The following is a 15239-nucleotide window of genomic DNA, read 5'->3' on the forward strand; positions in this document are numbered from 1 at the left end:
ACCGATCAAATGTTAGCGGTCGCAATCGGACCGGGGATGTATGACCGCTTGAGCGGCAGCAGCATCTGATATCGCGGTTCGAACTCGTGATAGTGCTCATAAATCAATTCGATCAAGGCAGACCCGTCGATCAGCCGCAAATTGGGCTTGGTCTGCTCAAAAGTTTTGGCGTCGGCACTGAACGGCCCCAGCGTAACAAACAGTCCCTTTTCCTCGCGCTCAATCGCGCCGAATAGCTTTTGCACATCGGGACGACCGATTGTCGTCAGAACCTGCTTGCACTGCACCTTGATGATCGGCGGCTCAAAACCGAGTTCGTCTCGATGGGCGATGATATCCACACCGCCGTCACCGCTCATTTGGGTAACGCGAGCATAATAGCCCATGCACTTAAGCAAGTGCGCGATGAAATGCTCGAACTGGAAAGGCGTTTGCGACGTCTTCAACCGTTTGATGATGAAGTCCTCGGTCGATTCTTCGACCTGTTCCGTCACTCGCTCCGCGCTGTCCTCGTCGATTTCTTCAGCTTCAAAACTCTGCCCTTCCATCGCGGCCAAAAATTCATCTGCGTTGGTTGTTACCTTGAACAGAGTCACGGCAGAGCCAATTTCATTCAAAGCGGGCTGGGAAAAATTCGCACGCGGGATGTGTTGCAGCCACTTCACCCGTCGGCGCTGGGGGCAATTGAACGGCGCGGCGGCGTCATACTCGAAACCACCTTCCAAGATGCCGATGTTGACCATGCGGTCGGCTTTTGAGGGATAAATGACGATATCGCCCGGCTTCATTTCAACCGCGAAGCGATAGACCACGCCCGCAGACACCGGAATTTTGCCCGGCTTCTCGTCAGGGTATGCGCGCTGATACGCGGCTTTGAAGGCGTCGCGGTTCGGCTTAATCAGGGACAAATCACCCATCTGCGTCCAGCCGATCGCGATGTAACCTTGCTCGATTGGGGCCAGTCCGTGATCGCGGCGCATGTGAATGCCCCAAATCGTCCTATCAGTCATGCCAACCTCTTGTTGCCCTCAGCGGCGCGCATCAAGATTCCGCCAATTGGGTATGTGCAGCGACATTGTTGCTTTGAAAAGGCGGCTATGATGCGGAAATCGAAGATGAAGAAGTTCATGCGCAATCACAAAATCGCGAAATTCCGGCTCACGGTCGGCAAGATCGATGGCAAGTGTAATGACACCTGCGGCGGAGCATGACCCCCATTTGCGGCGCATGGGATAGACACGCACGATACGCGGATTGACCCGCAGCTTCACCGCCCACCTGATCACGCGCAATTTCAGGTCGATTGCGCCTCCTTCCTGCATCACGACAGCAGCGACCGCATGATCAGATCGACAATGCGACTACGGTCATCGTCGCTCAGGCTGAGCAGAGGCAGATAAAGCGCGCCGCGCAAACGCCGCCGTTCATCGTCATTCAGCTTGGCATTGGGATACCGGTTTCGAAGTTCATCGATCAAACCGGCCACCTGCCGCACATCGATTTTGCCATCGACCAGCGCCGGGTCACCGCGCAGCGCGATCATCACCCCGAACGCCTCAGCCGACAGGCCGCTTGCCTTCGCCTCGGCAAGCAGGGCCTCCTTTTCCGCCGCCAAGGCGCCCAGCAAGTCAATTGCCGCCAGCCCGTTGACGTTCCGGCTTTCCATATCCTTCAAAATGCGTTCAGCCCGGTCTTTGAGCGGCTGAAGGATCGGCGCATTGGCCTGATCGTCATCAACTTCCTTTTGCAGGCCACGCACAAGGTTGAACACTTTGCCTTCGTCGCTGCCTTTACTGTCACGCAACGCGTCGAGCGTTTTCACATCAAACGTCACGGTTTTGGTCAGGTTGCCAAGGCCCGACTGTTCGGCGTTCGCTTCGACCAGCCGGCGCGTCTTATAAGCCAGGTCGGCAACGAACCCGACCTGATCGGCATAGGCATTGCGCACCGTGGCATAAAGCTGCGCCAGGCGCTTGAACGTCGCGATATGATCAACCAGTTCTGCCGATGGCGACAGGATTTCCCATAGGTTCTCAATGTCCTTATAGGCCTCGAAAAACGCCTTACGCGGCTCGGGGTCGAGAAACCGGCCATACACCAAGGCTTCAAGCCGTTCGTCCGCACTGCCACTTTCGCCCGCGTCGAGAAATTCTGTCTTGGCAACGGCGATCTTGCCAAGAAAGTCGGTCAGCAGCAGGTCAAGGTCTTCGATGACCCCGCTGACATCCTCGGAATCGAACTTGAGCGCCTTTTTCAGATCACGCAGCACGCTAACGAAATCGACCACAAGGCCGATCGGCTTACGTACCCCTTCGCTATCGACATAGGGCCGGTTCACGCGGGCAATCGCCTGCAACAGCACATGGTCCCGCATCGGCTTGTCGAGATACATCGCATAAAGCACCGGGGCATCGTATCCGGTCAAAAGCTTGTCGGTGACGATCAGAATTTTCGGCTCTTCGGCAGGCTTTTTGAACAGCAGCCGCACATCGCTCTCGCGATCGTCGGTCAATTGCAGTGCCGCGACGTCCGGGCGTTCAACCGCATCATTCACATTGCTGGTATAGATCGCCTCAGACCATTCAGGCGGCAAATGCTTGTCGAGTTCACGCTTGTATTTGGCGCAAGCCTCGCGATCGACCGCGACCACGAACGCCTTGTATCCGAGCGGCAGCACATTTTCGCGAAAATGGTCCGCGATGAATTTCGCGACGTTTGCCACACGATCATCGGCTTTAAGGAAAGCGCGCAACCCGACCGCGCGGTCCAGCACCCGGTTCAATTCCTCAATGTCGCTGATGCCTTCTGCTTCGGCCAGCGCGAAGAATTCCCGGTCGATCCGGTCCAGCGGAACGGTCATCGTGCTGGGCGCCATGACATGCTTGATCGGCAACGTGGTTTCGTCGTCGATCGATTCCCGGATGGAATATTTGTCGAGGTAGCCCCGTTCGTCATCCGCACCGAATATCTTGAACGTGCCCTTGCCGCGCTCGGTGTCAGCGATCGGCGTGCCGGTAAACCCGATAATCGTCGCATTGGGCACAGCGCCCATCAAATATGAGCCCAGGTCTTTTGCTACAGACCGGTGCGCCTCATCGATGAACACATGGATGTTGGCGCGATCGGCGCTGCCCTTGGTGATCCCCTCAAATTTGTGGATCATCGCGATCACCAGCCCGCGAAAATCGGCATCAAGCAGGGCTTGCAGGTCGTCCTTTGAATTTGCCCGGCGTGTCGCGATATCCTGCTTTTGCATCTCGCCCAGCAAGCGCTCGACCCAGCCCTTCAACTGCCCTTCCAGTTCGGTGCGATCGACCACGAGGATCACCGTCGCATTGTCGAACCGTTCCTTGTCTTCAAGGATCAGCTTGGCGGCGGTCAGCAGAGTGAACGTCTTACCCGATCCTTGGGTATGCCATACCAGTCCGCGCCGCTTGGCCGGGTCGGCGCAACGCGCAACGACGGCATCGATCGCGCGGCGCTGATGCTGACGCAGAACAGACTTCCGGGTCTCGTTGTCCTCCACATAGAACAGCACCCAATGCTGCAAGGTGCGCAGGAAGTCGGTGCGTTCAAAGAACGCCTGCACCGCGAAGCGATAGGTTTCCTCGCGCGCTTCCTTCCATCGGGCGATAAATCGGCGGTTGGCATTCCAGGTCACGCCATACCAATAATCGATCAAGTGGGTGACGTTGAACAACTGCGGCGCGCCAAGCAGTTCAGGTGTTTCCGCCTCATAGCGGCGAAGCTGGACGATCGCGCGCTCCATCGCGTTGCCGTCTTTGGGGTTCTTGTGTTCGACAATGGCGACGGGCAGACCGTTGATCAGGAACAGCACATCGGCGCGGTTGCCTTTGCGGGCTGGCGGCTTGAGCGTCCATTCCCAGGTCACATGAAAGGCGTTGGCGGAAATATGTTCATAGTCGATCAGAGTTACACGGCGGTGGCGCTTTTCATTCTCGTCATACCAACTCTGTTCGCCGCGCATCCAGCCGAGCATGGCCCGGTTGCCTTCTATTGTCGCCGGAATGGCATCAAGCGTTTCGAAGATCGAGCGCACAGCATCGGGGGCGAGCCACGGATTGAACCGGGCAATCGCGCCTTCCAGTTCATCGCGCAGGAACATCGCCGCCTCGCTGCCCCGCTTGGCACGGGCGTCATCGGGCATCAGCGGCGTCCAGCCGATTTCGGCGGCATGGCGTACCATCGGAAACTGCACAGAACCGGCTTCGGAGATGGCAAGGTCGGTCATGCGGCGACCTCCTGATGGGCTTGTAGCGCCGACAAGTCGAGATCAGCGACGCGGATTTCGCCCGTCATCAGCTTGTGGAGCAGGGCGCGGAACAGCTCTTCGAGAACGGCCTTTTTGCGTTTGTGCAGGTCGATTTTGGCGTCGATGGCATGAAAGATGTCAGCGATTTCGCGCTGTTCTTGCAATGTAGGCGGAATTAGTACCGGGAATGCCTTGAGCTTGGCGCTGTTGATGCACGCCAGATTTGTCGTTTTATGAGCGACTTTCAAGAAATACGCTTTTCCGTACGCACTTTGGGCCAGGTAAGCGAAAAATTCAGGGATCAGCACCGTTGGGTCAGGGCGCACCGCAAAAACGTGATTTTGGTGAACACACAGGTCCAATTCGCTTCGCCAAATGAAACCACGACCCAATTTATCAAAATCGCCGCCTTCGGTGAGAACCACATCTCCATCGTGCAGTCTGTACCGCTCCACTTCACTTCGACGGATTTGGATCGTCTTCATTTCGCGCAGATCGAGGTGACCATCTTGCACGTTGGCCACGCGCAGATAGGGGACTTCAACCGTATCGGCATCACCGAATTTTCTGCCTTTCGCGGCGCCGGTTTGCACTTGAGCGTGGTTATCTAGATCGGTGATTGCCCAACTTGCTGGAACCGCGCCAAACTCAGATTCCTTCTGCTCCTCACCCTGCAAGCCACGCGTGAATAGTTCGCGCATGACTGCACGCTTCAGCGTCTGGTGACTAACGATTGCGGCATCTTCCCGTGCAACCGCTCCTTCTATCTGATCGAGAACCTGCCCGATGATTGCCCCTTCCGCACGGGCTGGGAGCCTGACACAAATGGAGTAGACGTCTTCACGGTTTAGGCCGGGAACGGCGCTGTGGCTATTGAGGCCAGTCAAACCGAGGCTGCGAAGGAAATGGTATAAGAAGCGCCAATCGTGCGCACCTTTGTTGACGACGAAATAAGTCGTGTCTATCGGCCAAAATGGCCCATCGGAGAACGCTAACGCCCCAACCGAACCTTTGCGCCCGACAACGATACCAGGTCCATCGACAGCTGAATCATTGTGGTAACCAACTATTCCGTTCGATCCGTAAACCGGAACAGGGCCATCTTTCCGGTTATCTGCCGAAAGTGAACGGCCATAGGCCAGTTCGATCATATCGCCGACATAGGTTTCGCCGTTGCTCATTGTGCAAGAGGCTCAAGCAGTTTGAACAGCCGGACGTCGCCGTCCCTGATAGATTTCGAGAGGGCGCGAAGCTGCTTCAGCAAATCGGGTATCTTAGCCGCCTCGGCTGCATCTGCCTGTCCGATCCACCGGCTTGGGCTAAGGTTGTAATCTGCCTCAATCGCTTGCGCTGTATCGATCACCGCGACCTCACCATCCACCGCCTCGCCGACGACGAACAGAGCAGCGACACCCTTCACCGCATCATCCGGCAGGTAGTTCTTCGGCTTTCCCTTTTTCACCCGCTTGCTGGCATTGACGAGCACAATCTTGCCCTTACGCGCCTCGGGCTTGCGCTTGCTCAACACGACGATGATGCCCGCCGCACTGGTGTTGTAGAACAGGTTATCGGGCAGCAGGATCACGCCATCGATCAAGTCACGATCCACGAACCACTTGCGGATGTTGCGCTCGCGGTCCTCGTTTTTCGATCCCGATCCGCGCGTCACTGCGCCGGTATCCAGAACCACCGCCGCACGGCCGTTCGGCTTCATGCAGGCAAGCGTATGCTGCAACCATGCCCAATCGCCCTTGCCGGTGGTCACGCCGCCTGCCGTGCGAAAACGATCGAACGGGTCTGCCGCCAGCCGCTCAGGATCAAACGGTTGGTTCCACATCGGATTGGCAACCACAATATCAAACGTGCGAATGTCACCCTGCGCGGTCTTGAACTTGGGGTTGATCATCGTGTCGCCACGCGCGATCTCGACCGCCATGTCGTGGATGATGCCGTTCATCTTGGCGACGGCGAAGCTTTCTGCCATCAATTCCTGTCCGAATAGCTTGAGCGGAACTTTGCTAAGCGGGTCCAGTTCGCGGCACACGATCTGCTGCTTGATCAGCAGCCCAGCCGATCCACAGGCATAGTCATGCACTTCCTCGCCCGGACGTGGCCGCAGCAGATAGGCCATGAGGAAACCGACCTCGGTCGGCGTGAAGAACTCGCCTGCGCTCTGGCCTGACCCTTCTGCAAACTTGCGCAGCAGGTATTCATAGGCGCGACCGAGAAAGTCTGGCTCCACATCGGCAAGGCCCAACCGGTAACGCGGATCGGAAAATGTCTCGACCACTTCACGCAGCTTAGCGGGGTTGATGTCACGCTCCCCATTCCGCTCGGCGGCGAAGTCCACCACGTTGATTGTGCCGTCAAGGTCTGGGTTCTGCTTCACGACGGCGCGGATGGCCTTGGTCAGATGTTCGCCGATATCGCGTGGTGCTTCATCCTTGCGCCATTCGAACCGCTCGCGCCCGCTGATGATCGCCCAACGAGCCTCGGGCGGCATATAGAAGCGCACAACCGTATGATCGGCGGCAGCGATCGCCAGCGCCGTCTCCCGGCTGCCGTAATCCTCAGCCAGCCGCGCAATCTCGTCATCGAACACATCCGACAGGCGTTTGAGGAACACCATCGGCAGCAGGTAGTCCTTGAACTTGGGCGCGTCCTTTTCCCCACGAATCGAACAGGCCGCATCCCAAAGCATCTGCTCCATAGATTTTGTGGACGGCGCTTGCCCTGCGATTCGCCGCCCGCGACGACCGGGTGATGCGATGGCGGGAAGCGGTGGCGCATCTTCGGCGACATCAAGACCCGCCTCAAGAGCAAGCGCCGCAATGGCTTCCCGTGCTGCCTTTTGCGGCTTATTTTGCTCGTTTTCCCAGCGGTTTATAGTGGCAAAAGACACCCCCAGCTTCTCAGCAAGCTGCTCTTGCGTGATACCCATTGTGTCGCGAATGGCCCGCAACATTGCGGACGGTCTTGCTATATTTGTCATGTTTGTTATATGTCGCTTTAGATTGCCGTGGTCAAGCGGATCATGGTGTGGGGGAGCGTCTTCATGACCAAAAAATCTCAAACCGTTTCGATCCGCCTGCTGCGCGATGGTAAACAACCCTCCAACAGCATCCGGGCAGGTGTCACTCTGACACCTTGGTATAAGCTGGAAGGCGCGCAAATTGCGCTCGACACAATCGGTGGCGGAGCACCAAAGTGGGCCAAATTCCTTGAACTTACCGAGGCGGAAAAGGCCTCGCTCTACAACGTGACCGCTTATGGGTTGGTTTTTGTACAGTCAGGCGGGCGGTGGTTTGCAGTGTCATTCGGCTTGGGCCATGTAAAGCTTGACCCCGATGCCTTTGAACAAGACTTTGGCCTTCGTGTGGTGTTGAACACCGTAGATCCTGATAAATTGCGCAGCGCCGACGTTCGCACGCCTGATGAAAACACGACCTCACGGCGTACGCAGACAGCGCGTCGGTCCGATCAGACCGCTTTCAGCATTGATATCGAACGCGACATTGTGCGCGGCCTTGCGGGCGAACCCAAGGACGCCGCCTTTGCATCACGCGTCGCGGGCAGTGACGGATTGACGCTGACCAAGGAAATGGAGGTCAACGACCTGCCGCAAGTGTGCGCCGATGCCTTCGCTGCATTCGGGAAGACGGACTACCAGGCCAATTTTGCTTGGATTGATCAGATCAAGCATGTGCGCGACAAGGCGACGATTGAATTGCTCGATGCCGCGCTGGTGGCGGCGTTGCATGGCTGTTTGGCGGGCGCGATCCCGGACACCCTTCACCTTGCCTATCCTGTTATCTACGACCCGGAAAAGGCGCGGCAAATCCGTTACAAGGGGTTCGGTTGCTGGAACATTCACACCGACCTCGAAATCGCGGACTATGTCGCGGACATGCGGGAAAAGCCCCTCACCACGTATGAGCCGGGTAATCTCGCTACGCATCGGGTTCACGAGGTGAATGATGAAGGAAAGGACGATGGCCAGTTCTGGCGCATCAAGGAATGCCTCGTCTTCGAGACCGACTTGAACGGCGAAAAATATGTCTTATCGGCCGATCGCTGGTACAAGATCGACACCAACCTTGCCACCGCAGTGACGGCGTTCTTCGCGGGGATCGATCAACATACTATGCCCCCCGCCGTGGCGGGTGACAACGAGGATAAGTACAACAAGCGGATCGCGACGGCAGGGCACAACATGCTGTGCCTTGATCGCAAACTGGTGAAGCCGACCGGGGCGTCATACGCGATCGAGGCTTGCGACTTCCTTCAAAACGATGGCGCAATGATCCACATTAAGGACCAGACCTCATCATCACGACTAAGCCACCTGTTCAATCAGGGCACTGTGTCGGCCCGCGTGATGAAGATGGACGGTGCATTTCGGGACCGCCTGCGGGCTGAAATCGTCAAACAAGAAGCGGCACTGACTCTGACTGGTTATCAAACGCTCGTGGTTGACGCCGGAACACCCTTTGACGTTGACGCGCATCTGATCGTTTATGCGGTGCTCAGTTCTGGCGTTGCTGCGGGGACCAGTCGGCTGCCATTCTTCAGTTTGGTTACGTTCCGGCAAGCCGTGAACGAACTGCGAGCGTTGGGTTATAAATGCGCCTTTGCATGGATCGCAAAGCCTGCGTCTGCAAAGACAAAGGCTAAACGCAAGACGGCTCATCCAGGCGCACAAGCCACTTGAGCGGGTTTCATTTCTTCTGAAAGAAATTGGGCAATTAGACGTTAGCAACATCATGATGCTCTGCGCCACCCACCACCGGTAAATGCAATATGGCAAATTGCGCATCACACGAACGCCAGAAACCTACGAACTCGGTATTGGAGGAAAGCTGCTATCGATAACGCGGCTTGTTCTGAATGGGGCGCGCCAAGAGGCGCCGCGACAACATCATGAAACTAGGCGGCAGTGCGGTTTTCGGCACGCAATGCTGGCACTGGTCACTATTCAGGCTCGTGGTTCCGACGAGGTAGGCGTTCCCCAGCGGCAGCGATAGCGTCAGAGATAGGTCCCAACTGCGCCGGTCCCGCATGGTTCGCAGCCTCGGCCATTTGCTGCAATCGCTCAGGGGAAAGATCCAAAAGGATACGCAACAAATTGCGGAAGGACTCTTGCCTGTTTTTTATCGCCGGTGGGCGTTGCCCCGCCATGATGATGAACTCACGCACATCCGCGATACTCGGCAAAAAATCCTTTTGATCAAAGCGGGTGGCAAGAATTCTCAACGGCTGCTTCACGTTCTTTTGTACCTCAAGACGATCGACAAGCTGGAGCGCGGTTGCACGTTCGACTCGAGGCGAATCTGATCTAAAGCTCCATTGGCTCCGCTCGCTTGCATGTTCCGCAATAGCCTTCTCAAGTGATGAACGAACTTCATCAGTACCCCATTCAGCAAGGAGGGCTTTCAAAAGGCTATTGAGTAGCTGTTTCCGGCTTTTCATGGTCCATTCATTCCAAATTCACTGCCTCAAAGGCCTACAGAGCTAAAAAATTCATTTGCAAATCGCCCAAACATTTCAGCATTGCCAAGGTAACTATTATCGCCACGCATCATTTTTGGATACCCGCGAGAGTGGAGCATTTCATTTTGATAGATTGGCCACCCATTGCGCGCCGATTCCGATCGTATTTCCAACATCGCACGGGCTTTCTCCGGCCCGCCGTCATTGCCGCCATGATAAAATGCATTATTGACGACCACTCCAGCGACTGAAATGCTGTGCGCACGGTTCTGATTACGAAAGTTGTTGAGCGACTGCTGCAATAGAGGAAACCCGATGGTCGCGAAAAATTCTGGCTTCACTGGAACGAGAACGCTGCTGCTTGCGTGATATGCGGCAGTGGTCAGCACAGACTCTGTCGGGGCACAGTCAATGATTATCAGGTCCTTGTGATGATAATTTGCGCTCAAAAATCTGGCCAAAGAGCGCGGATCGGGACGGACGGCTCCCAGCAAATTGTCGGAAAAATCAAAGCGCGATGGGATTAATTCAAGCGAGCGGGTGCCTACGCTGCCAATTGTCTCGAACGAAGTAGTCGCAGTGAGGGGTGTTGGAACAGGATTGGCCTTGCTTGGGGGAATATAACCATTGAAGACTTCTACGATCGAAGGGCGCTGCTGGGTCAAAAAACTGGCATAACCTCGATGCATAAGGCCTTGGCTCAAGTTGGCCTGAGGATCGATGTCAATCGCTAAGACGTCGAGCCCGCGATTGCTGAACCCGCGCCGCGCAAGCAACGCAGAGATGGTCGATTTGCCTACCCCTCCTTTCAGGTTGATCACGCAAACCGTCACTGGTCCGTTTGGTCTCGCCACTGCCCCCTCCCATCGATCACAGCGTGGTAGCGTAGCTACTCGGAATCGAAAAGAGAACACTCGCCTGTTGCCGCTTATGCCCATGACCGAAGGCGCTCGCAGCGCAGATCAATGCACATGCTTGTCGGGTCTCAAATGCAATGGCGCTCGCATGTTGCTTGAAACGCAAAAATGATGGCGCAAAATGCCGATTCACTCTGATGCCCGATTGGGACCCCCGTCATCAGGTGCCGCAAGCATGCGACGCATAAGTATTTGAAATATGGTGAGCCCAGCTGGATTCGAACCAGCGACCTACTGATTAAAAGTCAGTTGCTCTACCGACTGAGCTATGGGCCCGGCACTTACGCGTGCGGTGGAGGCGCCTTAGGCAGGCGCGCGCGGCGGGTCAAGCGGGCGTGCGCGTGTTTCACGCAAAGGCAGGTTTTTGGGTCACGCCAGTGGGGGGCAATGCGCAAGGCGGGACCAAGCACAAAATCACGACCGGCATAGGCGGGGTGGGGAATGGTCAGACGGCGCGTGCGGTGGATGCCGCCGCTCCACAGGATAATATCCAGATCCAGCGTGCGGGCGCGCCAGCGCTGTCCCAGGCGGTTGCGGCCAAAGCTGGCCTCGATCGCGTGCAGGCGGTCGAGCAGCGCATCGGGGCACAGCGTCGTTTCGATCAGCGCGGCGCAGTTGGCATAGCGGCGGCGCGACGGGCCCACCGGGGCGCTGGCCATTATCGGCGCCGCCGCGGTCACCGGCAGCGTGCACAGATCGAGCGCGATCAACGCGGCACGCACCACATGGGCTGGTCGCCCGTGGTGCGGATGCGGCATGTTGGAGCCCAGCGCAATCAGATAAGTATGCTTCACGTATCCTGGGCCAGGCGGGTGTACAATTGCGGGCGCCGGTCGCGGAAAAACCCCATCCCGGCACGGTGCTTGCGCGCCTGGGCAAGGTCGAGCGTGGCCACCAGCGGGCCGGTTTCCTGCGCGCCGAATTCGGTCACCAGATCGCCCCATTCGTTGGCTATAAAGCTGTGGCCGTAGAAAGTCTGGTCGTTTTCCTCGACACCGATGCGGTTGGCGGCGATCACCGGCATGCAGTTCGATGCGGCGTGCCCCTGCATCGCGCGCCGCCAGACCCGGCTGGTATCGAGATCGGCATCATAGGGCTCGCTGCCGATCGCGGTGGGATAGAACAGCAGTTCGGCCCCCATCAGCGCCATCGCCCGCGCACATTCGGGATACCACTGGTCCCAGCACACCCCCACGCCGATGGTCGTGCCGAACACGTTCCACACTTTGAACCCGGTGTTGCCGGGGCGGAAATAGTACTTTTCCTCATACCCCGGCCCATCGGGGATATGGCTCTTGCGATAGATGCCCATCACTTCGCCGGCGGGATCGATCATCGCCAGCGTGTTGTAATAATGCTGTCCGTCGCGTTCGAAAAAGCTGGTCGGGATGGCCACGCCCAGCGTCCGGGCCAGCCGTTGCATCGCCTTGACCGAGGGGTCTTCGTCAAGCGGATGCGCCAGCGCAAAGCGCGCCTCGTCTTCCTGTTGGCAGAAATAGGCCCCGGCAAACAGTTCGGGCGGCAGGATCACTTGCGCGCCGAGCCCGGCTGCGGTTTCCACCAGGTGCGCGACCGCACCGATGTTGTCGGCGGGATCGGGATCGTTGAGGGCGAGTTGCAGCGCGGCGACGGTGATTTCGGTCATAGCGCAAGATTAGGGGCAAGCGCCGCATGTTTCAACGACAGGACGATGACAAGGGCAGATCGGCACCCTATCTTTGCCTCGACGATACCAACGAAAGGGTTTTTCCATGGCCGAAGCCATCCTTGCCGGCGGCTGTTTCTGGTGCACCGAAGCGGTGCTGCGCGACGTGATCGGCGTTTCGGGCGTCGAAAGCGGCTATATTGGCGGCACCGTGCCCAACCCGACGTACAAGCAGGTCTGTTCGGGCACCACCGGCCATGCCGAGGGGATCCGGGTGACGTTTGATCCCGCGGTGATCGACTATGGCACGCTGCTCGACGTGTTTTTCGTGATCCACGATCCGACGACGCTCAACCGCCAGGGCAACGATGTGGGCACCCAGTACCGTTCGGCGCTGTTCCCGCTGGACGATGCGCAGCGCGCCGAGGCCGAGGCCGCGATTGCCCGCAACGCGTCGCACTGGCCAGCCCCGATCGTCACCACGATCGAAGGCCCCGCCACGTGGTATCCGGCCGAAGATTACCACCAGGAATACTGGGAAGGCGAAGGGCAGCGCAATCCCTACTGCCTGGCGGTGATCCCGCCCAAACTCAACAAACTGCGCAAGAGCTTTGCCGACCGCGTCAAAGCCTAAGAGGCTGATTCAAAATTCGCCAAAGAGCGAATTTTGAAGGCCGCACCGGCCCGCTCCCCCACCCGACCACCCAATACCATACACTTACGTGGGTGGTCGGGTGGGGGAGCGGGCCGGTGCGGCCTTCGGAAATTTCGGCAAAGCCGGAATTTCCGATCAGACTCTAAACCGTCCAGCGCGCCGCGAAAAAGCCATCCAGACCGCCGACCCCGGACAGCATGCCGGGGTCGGTGCGCAGCCAGCCTGCGGCGCTGGGCACGATACCCTGGGGCAATTCGTCGGGCGTGATCGGCACCGGGGTTCCGGCAAAGCCGCGCGCCTGATCTTCGCCTTCGGCGGGTTCGAGCGAGCATACCGCATAGACCAGCGTGCCGCCGGGGTTGAGCCAATCCGCCGCACGCGCCAGCATGGCCGATTGCAGGCCGACCAGTTCGTCCAGTGCCTGCAACCGGTGCAACACGTCGGGATGGCGGCGCGCGGTGCCGGTGGCGCTGCACGGCGCATCGATCAGTACCGCGTCAAAGCGCTGCTCGGGCGTCCAGGTCAGCGCGTCGGCGGTAATCACATCGGCGCTCAGGCCGGTACGTACAAGATTTTCGGTCAGGCGTTCGACCCGCCGCGCCGATTTGTCGAGCGCAGTCACCTGCCACCCGGCAGCGGCCAGTTGCAGCGTCTTGCCACCGGGCGCGGCGCACAGATCGAGCACGCGCGCGCCCGCAAACGGCGGCGGCCCGATCAGGCGCGCGGGGATCATCGCGGCCAGATCCTGCACCCACCACGCGCCTTCGCCAAATCCGGCCAGGCTTTCCACCGGGGTGCCGCGTTCCAGCCGCACGTGGCCGGGCATCAGGCTGACCCCGCCCAGCACTTGTGCCCAGTGCGCGGTGGCGGCGGGATCGGCCAGCGCCAGATCGAGCGGCGGCGGTTCGGCCAGCCCTGCGGCGATGGCGTCCAGCCGGTCGGGCCACGCCGCTTCCCAACGCAGCGCAACCGCATCGGGCAGGCTGGGCGAAATCGGCAATACCGCCTCGGCCCCGCGCGCCAGCACGGCGGAAAACACCCCGTGCGCCAGCCGGCGCGGGCCGCCCGCCAGCAGCGGCAGCCCGGTGGCGATCACCGCATGGGGCGGCAGGTCCAGCCGCAGCACTTGCACCAGCATCATCCGCAGCACACTGCGCGCCTTGGCATCGTCGGGCAAAGGCTGGCGCATGGCATTGTCGATCAGCGCATCGAGATCGACCAGCCAGCGCAGCACTTCCTGTGCGATTGCCATCGCCAGCGCACGATCATCGGCGCGCGGCACCGGGCGCAACAGCGGCGGCGCGGCCCGATCGAGCGGCTCGCCCCGGCGCAACACGGCATCGATCAGGCGCAGCGCGGCAAGCCGGGTGGCAGCGCCGGGAATTTCGGCAGGCGGGGTGGTGGCGGGGGTCGAACGCGAACGGGTCATGTGCCCCTATCGTCGCATATGCCCCACTTGGCAATTGCAACGCCGCGCGCATGGGCGCATTTGGAAGGACATGACCGAACCGACCAAGCGCGCCACCATCCGCCCGGTGAGTTTCACACCCCCGCCACACTGGACCAATCCTCCCCTGCCCGAACCGCGCGCCGCCGCGCCGGCCAAGGATCCCGACGGGCTTGACCCGACCCGGTTTGGCGACTGGGAACGCAACGGGATCGCCATCGATTTCTAGATGACGGCAGTGTCGGTGTTACAGGCCATCAAAGCTTGCGCAGATTGCGTGGGTCTGGCGGCTGGACCGATGATTTCAGATAGCGCGGGGTGTGTTCGCCGGCGCCCTGTCCTGCCGGCGCGCGCACCACCCGCGGATCGATGTCGTCGAGAAAGGCGATACCGAAGCGGTTGTCCTGAATCCAGGCGACCCGGCCAGGCACCCAGCCAAGATTGCGCAAGCTGACTTCGACCCCGACCCCCGATGTGACGCGAACAGTCCCCTCGGCCATCATGCCGCGCGCAGACAAGTTGCGGACTTTGACCCGGTGGTCTCCCGCCTGCGCCTCGATCCGCAGATCAGCCATAAGGAACAGGCTGTCGCGACCGGCCTGCCGATGATCGATGTCCGTCACCACGCAAATTCCGTTTCTTTGTCATCGGCTTTGCAATCCAGGCACCCCGCCTGTCGGAAAACCGTAAAAACCCATCCGCCCCGATCCGTCGGGACGTTGGGCAAAGGGGTACCGCTCAGTGGCAAATGAAGTGTTAAGATGATTGTGCGTTAACCAGACCTGTTCGGCATGGCCCCGTTTTGGCACACA

The 15239-nt window shown here is 59.0% G+C and carries 14 protein-coding genes and 1 tRNA gene; 3 read left to right on the forward strand and 12 right to left on the reverse strand.

Annotated features, from left to right (window positions below):
• Positions 1-5: 5 nt before the first annotated feature.
• The 5 genes from AQZ49_RS06585 to AQZ49_RS06610 are packed head-to-tail and all read right to left on the reverse strand — an operon-like array spanning position 6 to position 7238.
• Entirely contained in the window at positions 6-1010 is a 1005-nt protein-coding gene (locus tag AQZ49_RS06585; protein WP_067614139.1) for a restriction endonuclease, read from the reverse strand.
• 18 nt (positions 1011-1028) lie between these two features.
• Positions 1029-1322 carry a M48 metallopeptidase family protein gene (locus tag AQZ49_RS06590; protein ID WP_067614141.1) on the reverse strand — a complete coding sequence of 98 codons (294 nt, stop codon included), beginning with the start codon at positions 1320-1322 and terminating at the stop codon, positions 1029-1031.
• Positions 1322-4252, reverse strand: a complete 2931-nt coding sequence (locus AQZ49_RS06595; protein ID WP_067614143.1) for a type I restriction endonuclease subunit R — start codon at positions 4250-4252, stop codon at positions 1322-1324. Before AQZ49_RS06595 ends, AQZ49_RS06590 begins: the two co-directional genes overlap by 1 nt.
• Positions 4249-5454, reverse strand: coding sequence for a restriction endonuclease subunit S (locus AQZ49_RS21730; RefSeq protein WP_082701600.1), 1206 nt, complete (start codon positions 5452-5454; stop codon positions 4249-4251). Before AQZ49_RS21730 ends, AQZ49_RS06595 begins: the two co-directional genes overlap by 4 nt.
• Positions 5451-7238 carry an N-6 DNA methylase gene (locus tag AQZ49_RS06610; protein WP_231738969.1) on the reverse strand — a complete coding sequence of 596 codons (1788 nt, stop codon included), beginning with the start codon at positions 7236-7238 and terminating at the stop codon, positions 5451-5453. Before AQZ49_RS06610 ends, AQZ49_RS21730 begins: the two co-directional genes overlap by 4 nt.
• Before the next feature lie 90 nt (positions 7239-7328).
• Here AQZ49_RS06610 and AQZ49_RS06615 point away from each other — a divergent pair, with 90 nt between their 5' ends.
• Positions 7329-8984: a DUF6119 family protein gene (locus AQZ49_RS06615; protein ID WP_197410951.1), complete on the forward strand. Its 1656-nt coding sequence runs from the start codon at positions 7329-7331 to the stop codon at positions 8982-8984.
• A 260-nt stretch (positions 8985-9244) separates the two neighbouring features.
• On the opposite strand, the gene AQZ49_RS22195 is transcribed toward AQZ49_RS06615, so the two are convergent.
• The 5 genes from AQZ49_RS22195 to aguB form a co-directional block, all read right to left on the reverse strand.
• Positions 9245-9742 carry a hypothetical protein gene (locus AQZ49_RS22195; RefSeq protein WP_156428174.1) on the reverse strand — a complete coding sequence of 166 codons (498 nt, stop codon included), beginning with the start codon at positions 9740-9742 and terminating at the stop codon, positions 9245-9247.
• A gap of 26 nt (positions 9743-9768) precedes the next feature.
• A complete protein-coding gene (locus AQZ49_RS21735; protein WP_197410952.1) occupies positions 9769-10584 on the reverse strand; it encodes a ParA family protein in 816 nt (271 codons plus the stop codon).
• Positions 10585-10880: 296 nt separating this feature from the next.
• Positions 10881-10956: transfer RNA gene (locus AQZ49_RS06625), tRNA-Lys, on the reverse strand.
• Positions 10957-10961: 5 nt separating this feature from the next.
• Positions 10962-11474: a 2-amino-4-hydroxy-6-hydroxymethyldihydropteridine diphosphokinase gene (gene folK, locus AQZ49_RS06630; RefSeq protein WP_156428175.1), complete on the reverse strand. Its 513-nt coding sequence runs from the start codon at positions 11472-11474 to the stop codon at positions 10962-10964.
• Positions 11471-12325, reverse strand: a complete 855-nt coding sequence (aguB, locus tag AQZ49_RS06635) for an N-carbamoylputrescine amidase (protein ID WP_067614155.1) — start codon at positions 12323-12325, stop codon at positions 11471-11473. Before aguB ends, folK begins: the two co-directional genes overlap by 4 nt.
• Positions 12326-12431: 106 nt before the next feature.
• On the opposite strand from aguB, the gene msrA reads away from it, so the two are divergent.
• A complete protein-coding gene (msrA, locus tag AQZ49_RS06640) occupies positions 12432-12959 on the forward strand; it encodes a peptide-methionine (S)-S-oxide reductase MsrA (protein WP_067614157.1) in 528 nt (175 codons plus the stop codon).
• A 163-nt stretch (positions 12960-13122) separates the two neighbouring features.
• On the opposite strand, the gene AQZ49_RS06645 is transcribed toward msrA, so the two are convergent.
• Positions 13123-14409, reverse strand: coding sequence for an RsmB/NOP family class I SAM-dependent RNA methyltransferase (locus tag AQZ49_RS06645; protein WP_067614158.1), 1287 nt, complete (start codon positions 14407-14409; stop codon positions 13123-13125).
• A gap of 70 nt (positions 14410-14479) precedes the next feature.
• On the opposite strand from AQZ49_RS06645, the gene AQZ49_RS21740 reads away from it, so the two are divergent.
• Positions 14480-14656: a DUF1674 domain-containing protein gene (locus AQZ49_RS21740; protein WP_082701602.1), complete on the forward strand. Its 177-nt coding sequence runs from the start codon at positions 14480-14482 to the stop codon at positions 14654-14656.
• A 28-nt stretch (positions 14657-14684) separates the two neighbouring features.
• Here AQZ49_RS21740 and AQZ49_RS06650 read toward each other — a convergent pair whose 3' ends face one another.
• Positions 14685-15050 (reverse strand): PilZ domain-containing protein, encoded by a 366-nt coding sequence (locus AQZ49_RS06650; protein WP_067614317.1) that lies wholly within the window; start codon positions 15048-15050, stop codon positions 14685-14687.
• Between the last annotated feature and the right edge of the window lie 189 nt (positions 15051-15239).

Source organism: Novosphingobium sp. FSW06-99 (assembly GCF_001519065.1).
Lineage (GTDB): Bacteria > Pseudomonadota > Alphaproteobacteria > Sphingomonadales > Sphingomonadaceae > Novosphingobium.